Origin of the sequence: Kribbella aluminosa, assembly GCF_017876295.1 — a bacterium.
In the GTDB taxonomy this organism is placed as follows: Bacteria; Actinomycetota; Actinomycetes; order Propionibacteriales; family Kribbellaceae; genus Kribbella; species Kribbella aluminosa.
Genome location: NZ_JAGINT010000002.1, coordinates 1,112,773 through 1,131,897, shown reverse-complemented (window position 1 = coordinate 1,131,897; position 19,125 = coordinate 1,112,773). Strand labels below are relative to the sequence as shown.

Annotated in this window: 15 protein-coding genes; 9 read left to right on the top strand and 6 right to left on the bottom strand. The window is 68.3% G+C overall.

Annotation, left to right across the window (positions count from 1 at the left end; all coding sequences use genetic code 11):
* Positions 1-80 precede the first annotated feature (80 nt).
* Together JOF29_RS26845 and JOF29_RS26840 are read left to right on the top strand one after the other, a co-directional pair.
* Entirely contained in the window at positions 81-1,796 is a 1,716-nt protein-coding gene (locus JOF29_RS26845; RefSeq protein WP_209697206.1) for a glycosyl hydrolase family 18 protein, read from the top strand.
* 28 nt (positions 1,797-1,824) lie between these two features.
* A complete protein-coding gene (locus JOF29_RS26840; RefSeq protein ID WP_209697205.1) occupies positions 1,825-3,366 on the top strand; it encodes a cellulose binding domain-containing protein in 1,542 nt (513 codons plus the stop codon).
* Positions 3,367-3,473: 107 nt separating this feature from the next.
* On the opposite strand, the gene JOF29_RS26835 is transcribed toward JOF29_RS26840, so the two are convergent.
* Entirely contained in the window at positions 3,474-4,229 is a 756-nt protein-coding gene (locus tag JOF29_RS26835) for an SGNH/GDSL hydrolase family protein (protein ID WP_307863709.1), read from the bottom strand.
* Positions 4,230-4,317: 88 nt separating this feature from the next.
* Positions 4,318-5,205, bottom strand: a complete 888-nt coding sequence (locus tag JOF29_RS26830; RefSeq protein ID WP_209697204.1) for a LysR family transcriptional regulator — start codon at positions 5,203-5,205, stop codon at positions 4,318-4,320.
* Between the two features lie 71 nt (positions 5,206-5,276).
* On the opposite strand from JOF29_RS26830, the gene JOF29_RS26825 reads away from it, so the two are divergent.
* Together JOF29_RS26825 and JOF29_RS26820 are read left to right on the top strand one after the other, a co-directional pair.
* Positions 5,277-6,485, top strand: coding sequence for an MFS transporter (locus tag JOF29_RS26825; RefSeq protein ID WP_245359488.1), 1,209 nt, complete (start codon positions 5,277-5,279; stop codon positions 6,483-6,485).
* Between the two features lie 4 nt (positions 6,486-6,489).
* Positions 6,490-6,939: an aminoacyl-tRNA deacylase gene (locus JOF29_RS26820; protein WP_209697203.1), complete on the top strand. Its 450-nt coding sequence runs from the start codon at positions 6,490-6,492 to the stop codon at positions 6,937-6,939.
* Here the strand turns inward: JOF29_RS26820 and JOF29_RS26815 are convergent.
* Both JOF29_RS26815 and JOF29_RS26810 read right to left on the bottom strand, forming a co-directional pair.
* Positions 6,936-7,832 carry a helix-turn-helix transcriptional regulator gene (locus JOF29_RS26815; RefSeq protein ID WP_209697202.1) on the bottom strand — a complete coding sequence of 299 codons (897 nt, stop codon included), beginning with the start codon at positions 7,830-7,832 and terminating at the stop codon, positions 6,936-6,938. The two genes, JOF29_RS26820 and JOF29_RS26815, sit on opposite strands and share 4 nt — an antisense overlap.
* A 2-nt stretch (positions 7,833-7,834) precedes the next feature.
* The gene (locus JOF29_RS26810) at positions 7,835-9,508 is read right to left on the bottom strand and encodes a chitinase (protein WP_209697201.1); all 1,674 of its coding nucleotides are present in this window, start codon (positions 9,506-9,508) and stop codon (positions 7,835-7,837) included.
* A 416-nt stretch (positions 9,509-9,924) separates the two neighbouring features.
* Here JOF29_RS26810 and JOF29_RS26805 point away from each other — a divergent pair, with 416 nt between their 5' ends.
* Complete coding sequence (locus JOF29_RS26805; protein ID WP_209697200.1) at positions 9,925-10,710, top strand: HAD family hydrolase; 786 nt, start codon at positions 9,925-9,927, stop codon at positions 10,708-10,710.
* A gap of 269 nt (positions 10,711-10,979) precedes the next feature.
* Here JOF29_RS26805 and JOF29_RS26800 read toward each other — a convergent pair whose 3' ends face one another.
* Entirely contained in the window at positions 10,980-11,759 is a 780-nt protein-coding gene (locus tag JOF29_RS26800; protein WP_209697199.1) for a Fic family protein, read from the bottom strand.
* Positions 11,760-11,783: 24 nt separating this feature from the next.
* Here JOF29_RS26800 and JOF29_RS26795 point away from each other — a divergent pair, with 24 nt between their 5' ends.
* The 4 genes from JOF29_RS26795 (at position 11,784) to JOF29_RS26780 (ending at position 17,725) form a co-directional block, all read left to right on the top strand.
* Positions 11,784-13,835: a bifunctional glycosyltransferase/CDP-glycerol:glycerophosphate glycerophosphotransferase gene (locus JOF29_RS26795; RefSeq protein ID WP_209697198.1), complete on the top strand. Its 2,052-nt coding sequence runs from the start codon at positions 11,784-11,786 to the stop codon at positions 13,833-13,835.
* A gap of 115 nt (positions 13,836-13,950) precedes the next feature.
* Entirely contained in the window at positions 13,951-15,657 is a 1,707-nt protein-coding gene (argS, locus tag JOF29_RS26790) for an arginine--tRNA ligase (protein WP_209697197.1), read from the top strand.
* 18 nt (positions 15,658-15,675) lie between these two features.
* On the top strand, positions 15,676-16,713 hold the full coding sequence (locus JOF29_RS26785; RefSeq protein ID WP_209697196.1) for an alpha/beta hydrolase: 1,038 nt from the start codon (positions 15,676-15,678) through the stop codon (positions 16,711-16,713).
* A gap of 40 nt (positions 16,714-16,753) precedes the next feature.
* Positions 16,754-17,725, top strand: coding sequence for a GNAT family N-acetyltransferase (locus tag JOF29_RS26780; protein ID WP_209697195.1), 972 nt, complete (start codon positions 16,754-16,756; stop codon positions 17,723-17,725).
* Here JOF29_RS26780 and JOF29_RS26775 read toward each other — a convergent pair.
* Positions 17,700-19,100, bottom strand: coding sequence for an FAD-binding oxidoreductase (locus JOF29_RS26775; RefSeq protein ID WP_209697194.1), 1,401 nt, complete (start codon positions 19,098-19,100; stop codon positions 17,700-17,702). The two genes, JOF29_RS26780 and JOF29_RS26775, sit on opposite strands and share 26 nt — an antisense overlap.
* Between the last annotated feature and the right edge of the window lie 25 nt (positions 19,101-19,125).

Below are 19,125 nucleotides of genomic sequence, written 5' to 3'. Positions count from 1 at the left end.
CCGAACGGTTACGGTTCCTTTCGAAGCGTCTTTAACTATTTCACCGGACCGCTTCCGTCCCATCGCTCCGGAGGAACCTGATGAGTCGATTGCGCACGCTCGCAGCCACCGCCGCCGTCGCGGCGACCGCCCTGATCACCGCCGCCGGCGTCTCTCTCGCGACCCCGGACGCCACCGCGGCCAACGCAGCCACCGCGGCGCCCCAGGCGACCAGCGGGGGCGTCAAGACGGCGTACTTCACCCAGTGGGGGATCTACGCCAACGCCTTCTACCCGAAGAACCTGGTCACCACCGGTGCCGCAGGCAAGCTGGACATCCTGAACTACGCCTTCGCGAACATCGACCCGGCCAACCACACCTGCTTCATGGCCAACAAGGCCGCGTCCCAGGACGAGAACAACCCGAACGCCGGTGACGGCGCCGGCGACGCGTTCGCCGACTACGGCAAGTCGTACGGCGCGGACATCAGTGTCGACGGGGTGGGTGACGTCTGGAACCAGCCGATCCAGGGGAACTTCAACCAGCTCAAGAAGCTCAAGTCGAAGTACCCGAACCTGAAGATCCTGATCTCGATCGGCGGCTGGACGTACTCCAAGTACTTCTCCGACGCCGCCGCCACCGACGCCTCACGCAAGGCCTTCGTGAGCTCCTGCATGAACATGTTCCTGAAGGGCGACCTGCCCGTGATCGACGGGTTCGGCGGCGCGGGCTCCGGGGCCGGCATCTTCGACGGCGTCGACATCGACTGGGAGTACCCGGGCTCACCGAACGGCCATGTCGGCAACCACTACAGCCCCGCCGACAAGCAGAACTTCACGCTGCTGCTGGCCGAGTTCCGCGCGCAGCTCGACGCGTACGGCGGCCAGACCGGCAAGAAGTACTACCTGACCGCCGCCACTCCGGCCGGCCAGGACAAGATCGCGAACATCGAGACGAACAAGGTCGGGCAGTACCTCGACTACAACAACGTGATGACGTACGACATGCACGGCGGCTGGGAGGCCACCGGGCCGACGAACTTCCAGGACCCGCTGTACACGGCGCCGAACGATCCGAGCAGCCCGATCCCGCCGGGGCAGGGCAAGTACTCGGTCGACTCCGCGGTGAAGGCGTGGACGACGGGCGACTCGGCGTACGGCATCCCGGGTGGGTTCCCGGCGAACAAGCTGAGCATCGGATATCCCTTCTACTACAGGGGATGGAAGGGTGTTCCGGCCACCGACAACGGTAGGTACCAGACGGCGACCGGGCCTGCCGACGGGCATGCGCTGAGCGGCAACGTGCCCGGGGTCTCGTTCTACAAGGAGCTCACCGGCTTTGTGGACAGCCCCGCCGCGACGCACTTCGACAACGCCACGCAGTCGAGCTGGTTCTACAGCAACGGCACGTTCTGGTCCGGGGACAACGCCCAGTCGATCAAGGCCAAGGCCGACTACCAGCACTGCAACGGGCTGGCCGGCGCGATGATGTACTCGCTCGAGGCACTGGACACGGGCGTCACCCTCTTCAACAACGTGGTCGACTCCGTCAACGCGAGCACAGCCGGCTGCAGCGGCCCGCCGACGACTCCCCCGACGACACCGCCGACCACTCCGCCCACGACACCACCCACGACTCCCCCCACCACGCCCCCGACCACCCCTCCGGGGCAGGCGTCTCCGTGGGCGCCGAACACGGCGTACGCGACCGGTGCACTCGTGACCTACGACGGTGTCACCTACAAGTGCATCCAGGGCCACACCTCCCTGACCGGCTGGGAGCCGCCGAACGTTCCCGCACTCTGGGGACGGGTCTGATCACGTACCGCCCACTGATCGGAGGATCATGAAACGCATCTCATTGGCGATAGCAGCCATTACCGCGGTGGTCGTCGCCCTGCTGACCGCGCAGGCGGCCAGTGCGGCAGGTGTCACTGCCAGCTTCACGAAAGTGTCCGACTGGGGCAGTGGCTTCGAAGGAAAGGTGACCGTCACCAACGGGACCACTAGTTCGCTCAGCACCTGGTCGGTCGCGCTGGACTTCCCGTCCGGGTACGGCGTCAGCAGCACGTGGGACGCCAACCACAGCAGCAGCGGCCAGACGCACACGTTCACCCCGCCGAGCTGGGCCGGTCCGCTCGCCCCTGGCGCGACCGTCTCCTTCGGCTTCAACGGCAGCCCGGGCAACTTCCCGGGCATCGCCGCCTGCCGCTTGAACAGTGGCTCGTGCTCAGGCGGCGGTGGCGGCACCGTCCCCGGCGCACCAGGTGGTCTGTCAGGTACGGCGTCTGCGTCGTCGGTCAGCCTCACGTGGTCGGGCGCCTCCGGTGCGACCAGCTACAACGTCTACCGGAACGGTACGAAGGTCGGCAGCCCCACGGGTACGTCGTACACGGACTCCGGCCTGTCCGCGAACACGGCGTACAGCTACCAGGTCAGCGCGTCGAACAGCGCCGGTGAAGGACCGAAGAGCAGCAGCATCTCCGTGACCACAGGCACCGGCGGCGGGAACACGGGCACCAAGCAGGCCGCGCCGTACCTCTACGTGGGCTGGGGCGACCCGCCGAACCCGGCTACCGTCATGAACGCGACCGGTATCAAGGCGTTCACCATGGCGTTCGTGCTCTCGTCCGGTGGCTGCAACCCGGCCTGGGACGGCAGCCGCCCGCTGCAGGGCGGTGCGGACGCCAGCACGATCGCCGCGATCCGAGCGGCCGGCGGTGACGTCGTACCGTCGTTCGGCGGCTGGAGCGGCAACAAGCTCGGGCCGAACTGCGGTACGCCGGAAGCGCTCGCCGGGGCGTACCAGCAGGTGATCAACGCGTACAGCCTGAAGGCGATCGACATCGACATCGAGAACTCCGACGAGTTCGAGAACGAGGCCGTGCAGGACCGGATCCTGAACGCGCTGAAGATCGTCAAGCAGAACAACCAAGGGATCAGGACGATCGTCACGTTCGGTACGTCGACGACCGGTCCGACGTACTACGGCAACCGGCTGATCGACCAGTCCAAGGCGCTCGGCGCGAACATCGACGTGTTCACGCTGATGCCGTTCGACTTCGGCAGCTCGAACATCTACAACGACACGGTCGGCGCGTCCCAGGGCTTGAACAACAAGCTGAAGGCCACCTTCGGCTGGTCCACCGCGGAGGCGTACGCGCACCAGGGCATCTCCGGGATGAACGGCCTGTCCGACCAGCAGGAGATGACCAGCACCGCGACCTGGCAGAACATCACCAACTGGGCCAAGAGCAACGGGCTCGGCCGGCTGGCGTTCTGGTCGGTGAACCGCGACCGCGGCTGTGCCGGCGGCGGTGTGGTGTCGAACTGCAGCGGTATCGCCCAGGGCGACTGGGACTTCACCCGCATCACCGCAGGGTTCTAAGGACAAAGAACAACAGCAGTTGAGTGCGGACGCTGCAGGGTTCTGGAATAAAAGCAGCTGAGTGCTGACAGAGGAGGACGGCTGGGTGCGGTGGGCGAGCGCCGTACTCAGCCGGACTTGATGGCCGAGATGATCAGGCCGTTGCGGGCGTTCCGCCCGAGCGGGATCGACGGGTGCAGCCCGTCGCGGAGCAGCCGGGCCAGCCGGTTCGGGCTGGAGGCCAGGTGCTCGGCCCAGTGCACGATCCGCAGGTTGTCGTAGCGGCGCTGCGCCTCGGCGAGCTGGAGGTTGATCCAGGCGCTGTTGCGCTGGTCCGCGACCTTGATGTCCGGGCCGAGCGCGGTCCGGGCGGCCTGCACGTTGACCCAGTACACGGTCCGCTCGTCGCCGACGATCTGCATCGTCCGCTCGACCTGCGCGGCCACGGCCGGCGGCGTGAAGATGTCGTTGGAGCCGACCGACATCAGGATCCGGTGCGGCAGGCCGTACTGCTGCGCCCAGGTCTCCAGCGCGTCGACCGCCGGCGTGACCGGGCGGCCGGCCCAGTTGTGGACGGCGATGCTGATCCCGAGCTGCGACAGTTGCAGGGCCAGCGCGGGACCGTCCTGGACCCCGATGCTGTCGCCGAACATGTAGACGCCGTCGGTCGCCCGCGTCCGGCGGACCTGCGCCTCGTTCGAGATCGCGCGGGCGAAACCCTCCCAGGCGCTCAGCACGCCGGAGCCGTACGCCCCGAGGGCGATGTTGGCCGTTGCCGGGGTGGCCTCCGCCGTACCGGCCGCAACCGTCGACGCAGCGGCCGCGGTGCCCGCGGCGAACAGCATCCGGCGACTTGGCCGGAACCCACCCAGATGCTTCCTCACGCAGGCAAGAGTGCGGCGGAAAGCCCTCTCTCTGCAAGTCGACACCAGGGAAATCGGACGAACGCTACGGAAGTCGCTGCCCCGGCAGTCAACTGGTCGTCACCGGGCGGGATCGCACGAACGCACGGAACCGCTCCGCAGCAGGCGTCAACGGCGTGCTCGATCGCCACGACATCCCGATCTCCCGCTGCGCCCGTACGCCGGCCAGCGGGACGGGGACCGCGCCGCTGTCGTTCCCGCGGACCGCACCGGCCGGCAGGATCGCCACGCCGAGCCCGGCACCGACCAGGCTGTCGATTGTCGCGAGGTCGGTCGCCTCGAACGCCAACTGCGGGCTGAACCCCGCCTCGCGGCACAACCGGTCCGTCACCCGCCGGAACCCGAACCCGGGCTGCAACCCGACGAACGCCTCGTCGCGCGCGGCCTCCAGCTCCACGCGACGCCGCGTGGCGAGCGCATGCCCAGGCGGTACGTGCAGGAACAACCGCTGCCGCTCCAGCAGCTGCCAGTCGAACCGCGAAGGGTCCGGCCGCGGCGCGATGATCGCGATCTCGGCCTCCCCGCTCTCCAGATCCTGGACGATGTCGTGCGCCGGCTCCTGCCGCAGCTCGAACTCGACCTGCGGCGCCTCCGCCCGGAACGCCTTGAGCAGGTCCGGCATCAGGCTGGTCGCCACCGAGTGCAGGAACGCCAGCCGGACCGTCCCCGACTCCGGGTCGAGCAGCGCATCGATCCGACGCCGAGCGGTATCCACCGCCGCGGTCCCGGCCCGCGCCGCCTCCAGCACCAGCCGCCCGTACGGATTCAGCCGTACGCCGCGACGCTCCCGCTCGAACAACGGCACCCCGAAGGCCCGCTCGACGCGCTGCAGCGACCGGGTCAGATTCGGCTGGCTGGTACCGAGCGCGGCGGCCGCCTCGGTGAGATGCTCGGTCTCCGCCAGCACCACGAACCACCGCAGATCTTCGACGTTCATACTGAAATCGTATCGATTTCTGCTGAGATCGACATTTTACGTATCGCTGGAACAGTGCGACCGTCGAAGACATGCACCAGTCCGTCGCACACCAGACCGGGTACCTGCCCGGCGACCCGGAGTACCGCAAGCTCTCCATCGCTTTGTTCGCAGCCGGTCTCGCGACGTTCGCCCTGCTCTACAGCACCCAGCCGCTGCTGCCGGAGCTGGTCACGGCTTTCCACGTCTCCCCCAGTCAGAGCGCGTTCAGCGTGTCGTTCGCCACATTCGGCCTCGGGCTGGCGCTGCTGGTCGCCGGTCCGGCTTCAGAGGTCCTCGGCCGGACCAACCTCATGCGCTGGTCAGTCGCCGCGACGTCTCTCTTCGCCCTACTCAGCGCCTTCGCTCCCACCTGGCACACCCTGCTTGCGTTAAGAGGTCTGCAAGGGATCGCGATGGCCGGGCTCCCTGCGGTAGCCATGGCGTACCTGCGCGAGGAGGTGCACGAGGACAGCCATGCCCGGGCCAGCGGCCTCTACATCGCCGGTACGGCGGTTGGCGGTATGGCGGGTCGTCTCATCGCAGGCGGGCTGTCGGACGTCGGCGGGTGGCGCTTCGCGACCGGTGGGATCGCACTGGTCGGCGTACTGTGTGCGGCCGTCGTGTGGCTGCTGCTGCCTGCGTCACGCAATTTCCGCCCCAGCCAGGCCCGCCTGTTCTCGAGCAAGGTCCTCAAGGATCCCGCACTGCTCGCGCTGTACGGGATAGCTGCAACGGCGGTCGGCGCGTTCGTGGCTGTCTACAACGGCGCAGTGTTCCGCCTGTCCGGTTCGCCCTACCTGTTGAGCGCTGGGGCAGCGGGGCTGGTGTTCTGTGTGTACCTGCTCGGGTCAGCCGGGTCGGCAACCGCGGGGACTCTGGCCGACCGGTACGGGCGGCGCAAAGTGGTACCGATCGGCTGCTTGATCACTCTGGCCGGTGTGGCGATCACGCTGGCCGCTCCGCTGCCGCTGATCGTGCTGGGGCTCGCTGTGATGACAGCTGGGTTCTTCGCGGTCCACGGGGTCGCCAGTGGATGGGTACCGGCGCGGGCACACGCCAGCGGCGTCGGGACCGGGCAGGCGTCGAGCATGTACCTGTTCTCGTTTTACCTGGGGTCCTCGGTGTTCGGGGGACTTGCCGGTACGGCGTGGAGCCGGGCGGAGTGGGCCGGGGTCGCCGGAGAGGCCGGTGCGCTGTTCGTCGTCGCCCTGATCCTCGCCCTGCTGCTGAGGAACGTTCCCAGCCGGGTGCAAAACTAGCCGGGTGACGAAGGCGACGGATGCTGCGGACCGGTTGGGGCTCAGCTACGAGGTGACCAGGCACGGCCGGGTGAACTCGTTGGAGGAGGCCGCTGCCGCGCGGGGGATCGAGCCGGCCCGGCTGATCAAGACGATCGTGGTGCGGCTCTCGGACGACGACTACCGGTTCGTCCTGGTGCCGGGTGACCGCGAGATCGGGTGGCCGAAGCTGCGGGCGCTGCTCGGGGTGAACCGGATCTCGATGCCGGACAAGGACACGGCGTACGACGTCACCGGGTACGTGCGCGGGACGATCACGCCGCTCGGCAGCACGCACGACTGGCCGGTGATCGCGGACGAGCGGATCACCGGCACCATCTCCATCGGCGGCGGAGACCACGGCGTAGGCATCACGGTGGACGCCCAAGCACTCACAAAGGCCCTGAGCGCCACCGTGGCTGATGTGACGGACTAGACGAGCAGGCCTTGCTGGCCGGCTCGTAGGCCTGCCTGGAAACGGGTGGTCGCATCCAGGGCCCTCAGGATGCGCTGCATTCGGCGTTCCACGGTGCGTTGGGCTACGCCGAGGCGACGGGCGATGGCCTGGTCCGTGAGGCCGGCAGCCGCAAGCGACAGCAGTTTCTGGTCGTCGGCGGTCAGCGGGCCCTCAGGACCTGAGGGCACGAGCGGGCTGGCCTGCAGCCACAGGAGGTCGAACAGGCGCAGTAGAGCGTCCAGGAGACTCGAAGGCCCCAGCTCTACGACCACGTCCGGACCAGTCGGGAGCAGCGCAGTACGGCGGTCAATGACGACAAGCTTCAGCGGTACGTCGCGCAGCATCCGGCAGCCTCCCGCGGACCGGGCCACGACCAGGTCGCTGGGCGACGACAGCGTCGTCATGTCGTAGATCGTCCGATAGGTCACTCCATGGCGTGGCGACACCAGCAGCTGATCCAGCACGAGCACTTCGTCCTGTGCGCACTGGTGCGCCTGATAGAACCGCTGCGCGATCGCCTCGGTCCCGCGGATCACCGTGAACGCGTCCGGCTGCCGGAACTCGGCCGTCAGCATCGCAGCGCCCAGCCGGGCCTCCACGATCGCGGCCTGCTTCCGCAGCGCAAGCAGCTCGACGGCAGCCTCCGGTACGGCGGGCACGTACCTGGCCGGGCGGCCTGGCGTACGGGACGCCAGGCCGAGCGACAACAGCGACCGTAGGTGCCGGCTGACCCGGTTGGCGGGCCAGTCGACGGATGCGGCCAGGTCAGTTGCAGTGGACTCCGGGCGGGCCAGAAGCACCCGGTAGAGCTGCTCGTCCTCCGAGCAGACACCGAGAACCTCCAGCACCGGAGCAGGTCGGTAGCTGTGCATGATCAGGGCAGACCGTGCACATGGCCGCCGACCTGAGAAGCGAACTGGTTGCCGTTCGCGGCGTCCCAGTTCGTCGACCAGGTCATCGCCCCACGCAGCGACGGCCACGGGGAGCTCGGCTTGTACGCGCCGCAGCCGGTGCCCTTGGTGAGGCAGTCCAGCGCGTTGTTGACGACCGACGGGTCGACGTACCCGCTACCGGCTGCACGGGAGGACGCCGGCAGCCCCAGGCCGACCTGGTCCGGACGCAGGCCGCCCTGCAGCATGATGCAGGCCTGGGCGGTGATGAAGTCCACCGAGCCCTGCGAGTACACCTGGCCGTTGCAGCCGTTCATAGAGCCGGAGTTGTAGTACTGCACGTTGACGATGGTCAGGATGTCCTTGATCGCCAGAGCCAGCTTGAAGTACTCGGCCGAGGTGCTCTGCATGTCGATCGTCTGCGGCGCCATGGTGATCACCAGCCCGCTACCGAACTGACTCTGCAGGCTCTGAAGCGCTTGACCCATGTACTGCGCGTTGACGCCGTTCTCCAGGTCGATGTCGATCCCGTCGAAACCATAAGTACGCAGTACCGAGAGGGCACTCGACGCGAAGTTGGCCGCGGCGGTCGAGTCGCCGACCGAGATGCTGCCGTTCTGGCCGCCGACGGACAGGATGACCTTCTTGCCGGCCGCCTGCTTCGCCGCGATGTCCGCCTTGAACTGGTCGACCGTGTACCCGCCGAGTCCGGCGCTGTCCAGGTTGAACGTGATCCCGCCCGGCTTGGACGCGTCCGCGTCCGCGAAGGCCACCGCGATCAGGTCGTACGCCGCCGGCACGTCGGAGATCTTCTGCACGGTCGCGCCGTTGTTGAAGTTCTGCCAGTACCCGGTGAGGACATGGGCAGGGAGCGCGGCCGGTGGGTTGGTTCCGCCGTCGGAGGTCGTACCCGAGACAGTCGCGCCGTACGCCGAGCAGTTGCCGCTCGGGTCACACGCCCGGACCTTGAAGGAGTACGTGGTAGCGGCAGCCAGACCGGTAGCTGTCCAGCTCGTCACGTTGCCGACGCTGATAGCGGACCCGGTCCCTCGTACGACGTCGTAGTGGTCGATCCCGTTCGCGTCGGAGGCGGCCGACCACGTCAGCTTGAGCGAGCTGGAGGTCGGGCTGCCGACGGCCAGCCCACCCGGTGTCGACGGCGGCGTGGTGTCCTGCGCCCCGCCAGGGCCGTCCAGTACGACGTCGTCGACCTGGTACGCCGGGAGCGCGTACCAGCCGTGGACGTAGATCGTCACCGACGACGTGTTGCCCGTGGTGAACGGAACCGTCAGCTGAGACCAGCCTGAGCTGGTCGTCCACGTGGAGGCAGCACCGTCCACGCCCAGGTACACGTTCGACCCCTTGACCCATGCCGACAGCGTGTACGCCGTATTGGGCTGGACCGCAATCGACTGTGAGCACTGGGCAATGTCGCCGGCGCTCGGTGTCGCCGACAGGGCGTACGAGCCGGAGTGCGGCGCGGAGGTCGTGACGCCGCCGGCCGGACAGTTCCAGCCGGAGAGCGTGCCGGACTCGAAGCCGGCGTTCGTGACGAGATTGGTGGCCGCGGACGCGGAACCGGGGACCAGGAAGGCCATGACTACGGCGATCAGGCTGATGACGACCGCTGCCTGGGGGCGGTGTGCAGGCGGTTTCATGCCTTACAACCTGTGACCAGCCAATTACATTGTCAAGACCCTGCATAAAGTGAGAACGCTCCCACGCACAGAAAGCGAGAATCTTTACGAGTACTTGGCGATCCCGGGAAAGGCGACGGCCCCCGGCGGGGGGGTGACCGGGGGCCGTCTTCGGCCACGGGCTCGGGGGGAGGAGCCGGGGGCCGTTCAGGAGGCGACAGTCTGCCACTGTCAGGAGGTATGTACCCCCCAAGGTCAGGCTTCACACATCTCGATTCAATTTCAACCGACCGTGTCTCACCCGAGCGCTGATCCCGCCCGATCGGACGCTCACAGCCAGTGTCACTGTCACACTGCCGACCAGTCTAACGGGATACCGGCCCACGCAAAAGCCCGGGTCCCCCGGGCGTTTCGGCCGACTGCCTATCCTCGACTGCATGACGGCTCGCTCGGCGGCATTCTTCGATCTGGACAAGACCATTCTGGCGCGCTCCAGCACGCTGGCCTTCTCCCGGCCGTTCTACGCCGGCGGGCTGATCAACCGCCGGACCGTGCTGCGCAGCGCGTACGCCCAGTTCGTCTACCTGCTCGGCGGCGCCGACCACGACCAGATGGAGCGGATGCGCGAGTACATCTCGGTGATGTGCACCGGCTGGGACGTCGCGACCGTGAAGGCGATCGTCGCCGACACCCTGGACCACATCGTCCGGCCGATGATCCACACCGAGGCGGTCGAGCTGATCGAGCAGCACCACCAGGCCGGCCGGGACGTGGTGATCGTGTCCTCGTCCGGCGCCGAGGTGGTGGAGCCGATCGGTGCGATGCTCGGCGCCGACAAGGTGATCGCCACCCGGATGGTCGTTGCCGACGGCAAGTACACCGGCGAGATCGCCGAGTACGCGTACGGTCCGCACAAGGTGACCGCGATCGAGGCGCTGGCCGCCGCCGAGGGCTACGACCTCGCGACCTCCTACGGGTACTCGGACTCGATCACCGACGAACCGTTGCTGGCCGCGGTCGGGCACCCGTTCGCGGTCAACCCGGACAAGGCGTTGCGGCGGGTCGCGACCGAGCGCGGCTGGCCGGTCCTGGAATTCGCGGAGCCGTCGGAGCACACTGGCCTCCAGGGCGTACGACGACCCGCTGTAGCGGCCGGCCTGATCGCCGCGGTGGCCGCAGGAGCACTGCTGATGGCTTCCCGGCGGCGTGCCCGGACACGCTGAAAGCTGAAGATAGCTTCATTGTTCTCAACTCCATGAAGACGCCGGTTCCCCTTCACAGAAAGGGGTTTCAGGAGTACAAAGGAATCAGCAAAGGGCCTTCGGGCCTGGTAGAGATTGCACGACAACCCAGGCACCCACGCGGCGACCAGCCCATCCCAAAGGGGCAGCGCGACCCAGGCATCGTCCTGAGGCGGCAAACCGGTGCACGCATGGTAACCAGGGTGACGTGCCAGCGAACGGCGTTCTCACTCGAGGACGCCGTTCGCATGTCAGTCCGAAGAGGCGAGCGGCGAGAGCTCGGCACCTTTTGTCACCACTTCGCAGCTGCGCAGCAACCAGTCACGGACTCCGGTCAGTCCTCGCGCTGTGTAGTCGGTGAGACCCGACGCATAGGTTGCCCGCAACACATAGTGACCACCCTCCGGTACCGTCACCGCGACCGGGTCGATGCCCCGGGCAACCAACAGGCAGCGCTCGGCGGCCCGGGCAACGAGTCCGTTGGCGGTCGGGAACGGGCGCAGTACGGCGAGCTCGGCATGCACGATCGCGGCGACCACCAGACCGGGTGCCCTGGTCGGGCGGGTGAGGCTCCGCGCGAGCGCGCTCAGCCGCTCCCACATCTCGTCGGCGCCGGGCGCCGGCGGCAATCCCGGGATGTCGTCGGGCACCGGTTCCGCACTGGTCCGCAGATGACCCAACTGGTCCGGTCCGACCAGATCGGCCGCGGCCAGCTGGTGCAGTCTGGTCCAGACCTGCACCGGCGCCTTGTCCACCTGCGGCGCCAGCGCCATCAGTTCGCCGGTCATCCGGACCGCGCCGGAAGCCAGCCCGTCGGCAACGCCCCGACGTACCTCGTCGGGAGTCGCGGTACTGCCGGCCAGCGCCGCGGACGCGTGTGCGCCGCGCAGCAGCGCCTCGGCGGTCATGTCCGAACCGACCCGCCGCAGACCGCGGTCCCGGAGCAGTACGTCGACCGCATCCCGCGCCGCCTGCGCCGCCGACCCGACCCCTTCCAGCCCCGCCAACGGCTCGAACACATCAACACTCATGCCCTGACCTTAAGATGACGAGGCATGGCCCCCAAGTTCAGCATCGTGGTCCCCTGTCATGCCTCGCGGGCGTGGTTGCGGCCGTGCCTGGACTCGGTGCTCGGGCAGTCGTTCACCGACTTCGAGCTGATCGCGGTCGACGACGCGGACCCGGACGGGTCGGGCCGGATCCTGGACGAGTACGCCGCCGCGGACCCGCGGGTGCGGGTGCTGCACCTGGGCGAGAACGCCGGGCTCGGGCCGGCGCGGAACGTCGGGCTCAAGGAGTGCCGCGGCGAGTACGTGCTGTTCCTGGACGCCGACGACACCTACTCGGCCGGGTCGCTGGCGGCGATCTCGAACCGGATCGACGACACCGATCGGCCGGACATCGTGATGTTCGACTACGAGCGGATCTTCTGGGACGGCCGAGTGCTCGGCAGCCAGCGGCACGAGGCGTACGCGCGCGAGGGCGCCGGCGTGTTCACGGCGGCCGAGCGGCCGATCTTCCTGACCTTCCTCGAGGTCGTCTGGAACAAGGCCTACCTGCGGGCCTTCCTCACCCGGCACGGCTTCGCGTTCACCTCCGGCTTCTACGAGGACGCGCCGTGGACCTACTCGACGATGCTCACCGCGGAGCGGATCGCGACCCTCGACCGGATCGTCGTGTACTACCGGCAGCACCGCACCGGCGGCAACATCCACGCCACCAGCGGCCGCCGGCAGTGGGACATCTTCGACCAGTACGACCGGGTGCACGCGTTCATCCAGTCCGACCCGGAGCTGACCGGCTGGCGCCGGTTCGCCTTCGACCGGTCGCTCGACCACATCCTCGCCGTGCTCGCCAAGCCCGAGCGGATCGACACCGACGACCGGGCGGACTTCTTCCACGCCGCGCACGCGTTCGCCAAGCGCTGGAAGCCCGACGGCTACAGCACCGACCGGACGGCCCGCGGGTTCAAGCGCTGGCTGCTGATCCACGACGACTACGCGACCTACTCGACGCTGAAGCTGAGCGCCCGGATGCTGCAGGTCCCGAGCCCGCGGAAGACGGTCGGCAAGCTGCTCCGGCGCGGCAAGCTCGACCCGAACCTGGTCGCCTACGGCTCGTACTCGTTCCGGCAGTACGCCGGGAACCCGCGCGCGATCTACGAGAAGGCGGCCGAGCTCGCACCGCACCTGCGCGGCGTCTGGGTCGTCGACGGCGGGCACCTGAGCGCGATCCCCGAGGGTGTCGAGTACGTCGTGGCGGGCTCCCCGGCGTATGAGAAGCTGCTCGGCAAGGCGACGTACTTCGTCAGCAACACGAACTGGCCGCGGGACCTGGACAAGCGCGAGGGGCAGATCCACCTGCAGACCCAGCACGGTACGCCGCTGACGACGGTGCGGCTGCCGGCCGAGGGGCAGGAGGAGCTGATGCGCGCGGTCGACCGCTGGGACTTCAACCTGTCCTCGAACCGGTACTCGTCGGAGATCTGGGAGCGCACGTACCCGGCGTACTTCGAGGAGCTCGAGTACGGGTACCCGCGCAACGACCGCCTGCTGACCGCGACCCTCGACGACGTCCGGGCGATCCGGGCCGGCTTCGGGTACGACGACTCGCACCTGGTGATCCTGTACGCGCCGACGTCCGGTGACGGCCTCGACCCGGGCCAGCTGGCCCTCGCCGCGGGCCGGAACGCTCGCGTGCTGTTGCCGAAGGCGCCGGTCGAGGACCTGATGCTGGCCGCCGACGTGCTGGTCTCGGACTACTCCTCGATCACCTTCGACTACGCGAACCTGGACCGGCCGATCGTCCTGCACGTGGACGACGAGGACCGGCAGAGCACGTACTTCGACGTCACGGAGTTCTCGCCCGGTGTGGTCGCGCGGTCCGCGGACGAGCTGTTCGGCGTGCTCCGGAACGGGACGTTCGCCGCGCCCGAGGCGGCCAAGCACCGGCAGCTGTTCCGGGAGAAGTTCTGCGAGTTCGACGACGGGCACGCGGCCGGGCGGGTGGTCCGGCGGGTCTTCCTGGGCGAGACCGACGTACCGGCGATCGTGCCGCTGGCCGACCGGACCCCGGCGCCGTCGGCGTATTTCGTGCATAATGGCTGACATGTCGATCAGCCTGAACTCCCACGCCCTTCGCGTGCGCTTCAGCCTGCGACGACGACGCACTGTCTGAACACCTCAGCCTGTTCCCAGTCGCGTCTCCCCGAAGGACTCTGTCATGTCCGCATTGCCGCCTGTCCTGTCCTCCAGAATCACCGCTGCCACCGAAGCCGTCTTCGGTACGCCGTACGACCCTGAGCTGCGGTCGGCGACCAAGCCCGAGTTCGGGCACTACCAGAGCAACGTCGCGCTCCGGATCGGCAACGCGCTGAACAAACCGCCGCGGGAGATTGCCACTCGCCTGGTCGCCGAACTACGGCTCGACGACCTCTGCGAGCAGCCGTCGATCGCCGGGCCGGGCTTCATCAACCTGACGCTGCTCCCGCGGACGCTGGCGAAGGCGGTCAACGAGCCGGAGACCTTCAGCAGCAACGGCCAACGGGTCGTCGTCGACTACTCGCAGCCGAATGTCGCGAAGCAGATGCACGTCGGCCACCTCCGGTCCACGGTGATCGGCGACGCGCTGTGCAACGTGCTGGCATTCACCGGGTACGTCGTGATCCGGCAGAACCACGTCGGCGACTGGGGCACGCAGTACGGGATGATGATCGAGCAGCTGCTCGAGGAAGGTCTCGAGGCGGAATCCCTTGATCTGGAGGGGTTGCAGCACCTGTACGAGCGGAGCCGGAAACACTTCGAGCGAAGCTCGGGAATCAGACAACACAGTGATGCCGACGGCAACTTCGCCCACAAGGCCCGGCTGCGGGTCGTCGCGCTGCAGTCGGGCGATCCGGGGACGCGGACGATGTGGCGGCACATGGTCGAGGTCTCGCTCGACGACTTCGACAAGGTCTACGCCCTGCTCGGAACCAACCTGACCAGAGCGGATGTCGTCGGCGAGAGCGCCTACAACGACGACCTGCCTCGGGTCGTGAGCGAGCTGGACGAACAGGGCCTCCTCACCGAGTCCGACGGAGCCAGGTGTGCCTTCCTCCCGGGATTCCTGGGCCGCGACGGCAATCCGCTCCCGGTGATCGTCCGCAAGTCCGACGGCGGATTCGGCTACAGCGCAACGGACCTTGCCGCCGTACGTCACCGGGTCGGCACCCTGCACGCCGATCGGATCGTCTACGTGGTCGACCACCGGCAGGCCCTGCACTTCGACATGATCTTCACGCTCGCCAGAACAGCCGGCTGGCTCGACGTACCAGCAGAACACGTCTCCTTCGGCACCGTGCTCGGGCCGAACGGAAAGCCCTTCAAAACAAGGGAGGGCGGCACGGTCAAGCTTGTCGAGCTGCTCGACAGAGCGGTCGCGCGGGCGGACGCGCTGCTGGCCGGCCGGGAGGGTGTCGATCGGGAAGCGACAGCACGGGCCGTCGGGATCGGGGCCGTGAAGTACGCCGACCTGTCCAGCGACCGGGGCAACGACTACGTGTTCGACCTGGACCGCATGGTCGCGATGACCGGCAACACCGGGCCGTACCTGCAGTACGCGCACGCCCGGCTCACCAGGCTCCTGTCAAAGGCCGGCCCGTCAACAGAGGTCACCCAGCTGACGGACCCGGCCGAGCTACGGCTCGCACTCCTCCTCACCGGCTTCGCCAGCACCGTCGAACAGGTCGCAGAGACACTTCAGCCGCACAGGCTCTGCACCTACTTGTACGACGTAGCGTCCGCGCTCTCCGTCTTCTACGAGCAGTGCCCGGTCCTGAGCAGCGAGGGCGAGACCAGAGCAAGCCGGATCGCCCTCTGCACGGCAACCCGGAAGGTGTTGCAGGATGGACTCGGCCTGCTGGGGATCGAGGCCCCCGACGCGATGTGACTCATCTGGAGGTACCGCATGCTGCCGTGGTCGGCCGAGTACAAGGGACGCCTGGACCAGACGACGTACACCAGCGAGCTGCTGCGGGGGAACCCGCTCGGCGACCTGCACGAGCGTCCGGTGCTCGTCTACCTGCCGCCGGGGTACGACGAGCCTGACAACTCGGACGATCGGTACCCGTCGATCTACGTGACGATGGGGTACACCGGCCACGTCGGCATGTGGTTCAACCGGAGCCCGTTCCGGCAGCCGTACCCGGAGCTGCTGGACGCGATGTTCGCCGCGGAGGGCGCGCCGAAGGCGGTCGTGGTGTTCGTCGACTCGTGGACGAAGTACGGCGGCAGCCAGTGCCTCGACTCGCCGGGGACCGGGCAGTACCAGTCGTACCTGTGCGACGAGATCGTGCCGTGGATCGACGCGACGTACCGCACGATCGCGGACCGCGACCACCGCGCGATCACCGGCAAGTCGAGCGGCGGGTACACCGCGATGGTGACGCCGCTGATGCGGCCCGACGTGTTCGGCGCGCTCGCGACGCACGCGGGCGATGCGCTGTTCGACGTCTGCTACCGGCCGGAGTTCCCGGAGCGGGCGCGGACGCTGCGGGACAAGTACGACGGGAGCTTCGAGAAGTACTTCGAAGTGCTCGCGACCCGCGCCGGGCGGACCACGATGGAGGACCTGCACCTGCTGGAGATGTACGGGTACGCGTCGGCGTACTCGGCCGAGCCCGACGGCACCGTCCTGCTGCCGTTCGACGACCTCGGCTCGGTCATCCCTGAGGTGTGGTCGCGCTGGATGTCCTTCGACCCGGTCGAGATGGCGAAGCAGGAGCAGTACGCCGACGCGCTCCGCTCGCTCCGGGCGGTGTGGATCGACGCCGGCCGGCAGGACGAGTACTACCTGGACCTCGGCGCCACGGCGTTCCACCTGGCCGCTCAGCAGGCCGGCGTACCAGACGGGCGGATGCACTTCGAGCTGTTCGAGGGCACGCACGGCGGGATCGAGTACCGCTACCCGATGGCGGTGCGCTGGCTCGCGGAACAACTGGTCTAATTGACGTGCTGTCCGCGGTACGACGCCGTACCTTCGACGCATGAACTTGCCTGAGGGGATCGAGGCCCGCCCGCTGACGACCGACGACGCCGCGGCGATGGCGGTGCTGGTGGCCGCCAAGGTCGTGGCCGACCAGGACGTGGACAATCTCGACGCCGAGGATCTCGCCGAGGAGTTGCGCCAACCGGGCCTGGACCTGGAGCGGGACACGACGTCGCTCTGGGAAGGCGGCCAACTGGTCGGGTACGGTCTCGTACTCGCCTCGCAGTCGGTCACGGACCTCGACCGGGTGCGGACCGACGCCGTCGTGCACCCCGAGTGGCGCGGGCGCGGGTTCGGGACCGCGCTGACGCAGTGGATCATCGACCGGGCCCGTGAGCTGCACGCCGCCACGTTCCCGGAGGTTCCCGGGTACGTCGCCGCCGGCGCGGTCATCACCAACGCCGGCGCGGCCGAGCTGCTGACCGGGTTCGGCTTCGAGGCGGTGCGGTACTACTTCGACATGCGGCGCCCGTTCGACCAGCCGATCCCCGACGTACCGCTGGCGGACGGGTTCGAGCTGAGCCCGTTCGACGGCGCTCGCGAGGACGAGCTGCGTGAGGCGCATTTCGAGGCGTTCTCCGACCACTGGGGCTGGACCCGCCCCACCCCCGAGGCTTGGCGGGCGCGCACGATCGAGTCCCGGGCGTTCCGCGGGGCACAGTCGTACGTCGTGACCGACGGCGACACCGTGGCGGCGTACGTGAACTGCTACGAGTACCCAGCGAGCACCGAGGCGACCGGCGTCCGCGAGCTGTACATCGGCCAGGTCGGAACCCGGCGGGCGTACCGGGGTCGCGGCCTGGCCCGCGCGGCGCTGGCGAAGGTGCTGGCCGAGGCCGCCCGGGCCGGGTACGAACGGGGCGCCCTCGGCGTCGACGGTGACAACCCGACCGGCGCACTCGGCCTGTACGAGAAGCTCGGCTTCAGCACCCACCAGAAGTTCGTCAACTACCAGCTGGCGCTGGCTTGATGTTCGCGTTCAGGTGGAACAGGTTGCCGGGGTCGTACGTCGCCTTGATCGCCGCCAGGCGGTCGTACTTCGGGCCGTAGGACGCGCGGATCCGATCGTCGTCGGCCTCGCTCTCCGCATTGACGTAGCTGCCGATCCCGCGGCTGACCGGGACCATCGCTTCCCAGAACGTCCGCACCCACGCTCGGTCGGGCTCGAACAGGTCCGGCGTCGGAGCCAGCGCGACCAGGAACAGCCCGTAGCCGGGAGCCCGGCTGCCGCTGAACGCGGTGGCGTCCTCCGGCACCCTGGAATAGGCCCCGTCGAGCCGGTACGACAGCAGGACCGACCCCGGCGACTTCTTGAGCGGCACGTGCTCGGTGATCACCTGGATCACCTCGTCGGTGAAGTCGTCGATGTAGAGGCCCTTGTCGTACGCGAGGAAGCCCCAGGCGTTCGCCTCGTCGAGCATCTGCTGCAGGGCGACGTACGGCATCGGAGTCGAGAACTCGACCAGCGGCGGCACCGTCGAGGTGATCTCGCTCATCACCGCGGCGTGCTCCTCGGCCGACCCGAAGCCGTTCACGATCAGTGCATAGCCGGGCCGGAAGTGGTACTCCGCGGGAATGAACGGCGCCGGCGGAGCGCTCAGCGCACCGACCACGATGTTCACGTCGTCCGGAAGCTTCGCGATCACGTCGCGCGCCATCCGCAGTACCTCGGCGCCGCGCTCGAGGTCCCAGAACGCCAGACCGAACTGGATCATCGGCGCCTGTTCGTGCAGCCGGAACTCGAACTCGGTCACCACGCCGAAATTGCCGCCGCCACCACGGACCGCCCAGAACAGGTCCGGGTCCTCGTCGTCCGAGGCGCGCCGGATCCGGCCGTCCGCGGTGACGATCTCGACCGCGGTCAGGTTGTCGATGCTGAGCCCGTGCTTGCGGGTCAGCCAGCCCATTCCGCCACCGAGCGTGAGCCCGGCGACGCCGGTGTGACTGACCATCCCGGCCGGCGTCGCCAGGCCGTGTTCCTGGGCAGCGGCATCTAGCTGCCCGAGCAGCGCGCCGCCGCCAACCCGGGCCTGCCGCGTTTCCGGATCGACCGTGACCTGGTTCAGCAGGCTGAGGTCGATCATCAGTCCGTCGTCGACGACGCACTTGCCGCCGGTGCTGTGCGCACCGCCCCGAACCGCGATCTCGAGCCCGTGGTCACGGGCGAACAGCACCGCGCGGCTGACATCGGCCGCGCTCCGGCACCGGGCGATCACCGCCGGCCGCCGGTCGATCCCCGCGTTCCACACCCGCCGCGCCTCGTCGTACCCCTCGTCGCCAGGTGCGAGCACGAACCCTTGCAGGTTTGTCCGCAGGTCGTCGAGTCCTTCCGCCAGTTGAGTCATGAGTGGTCCTCCCCCTTTGTTGCCC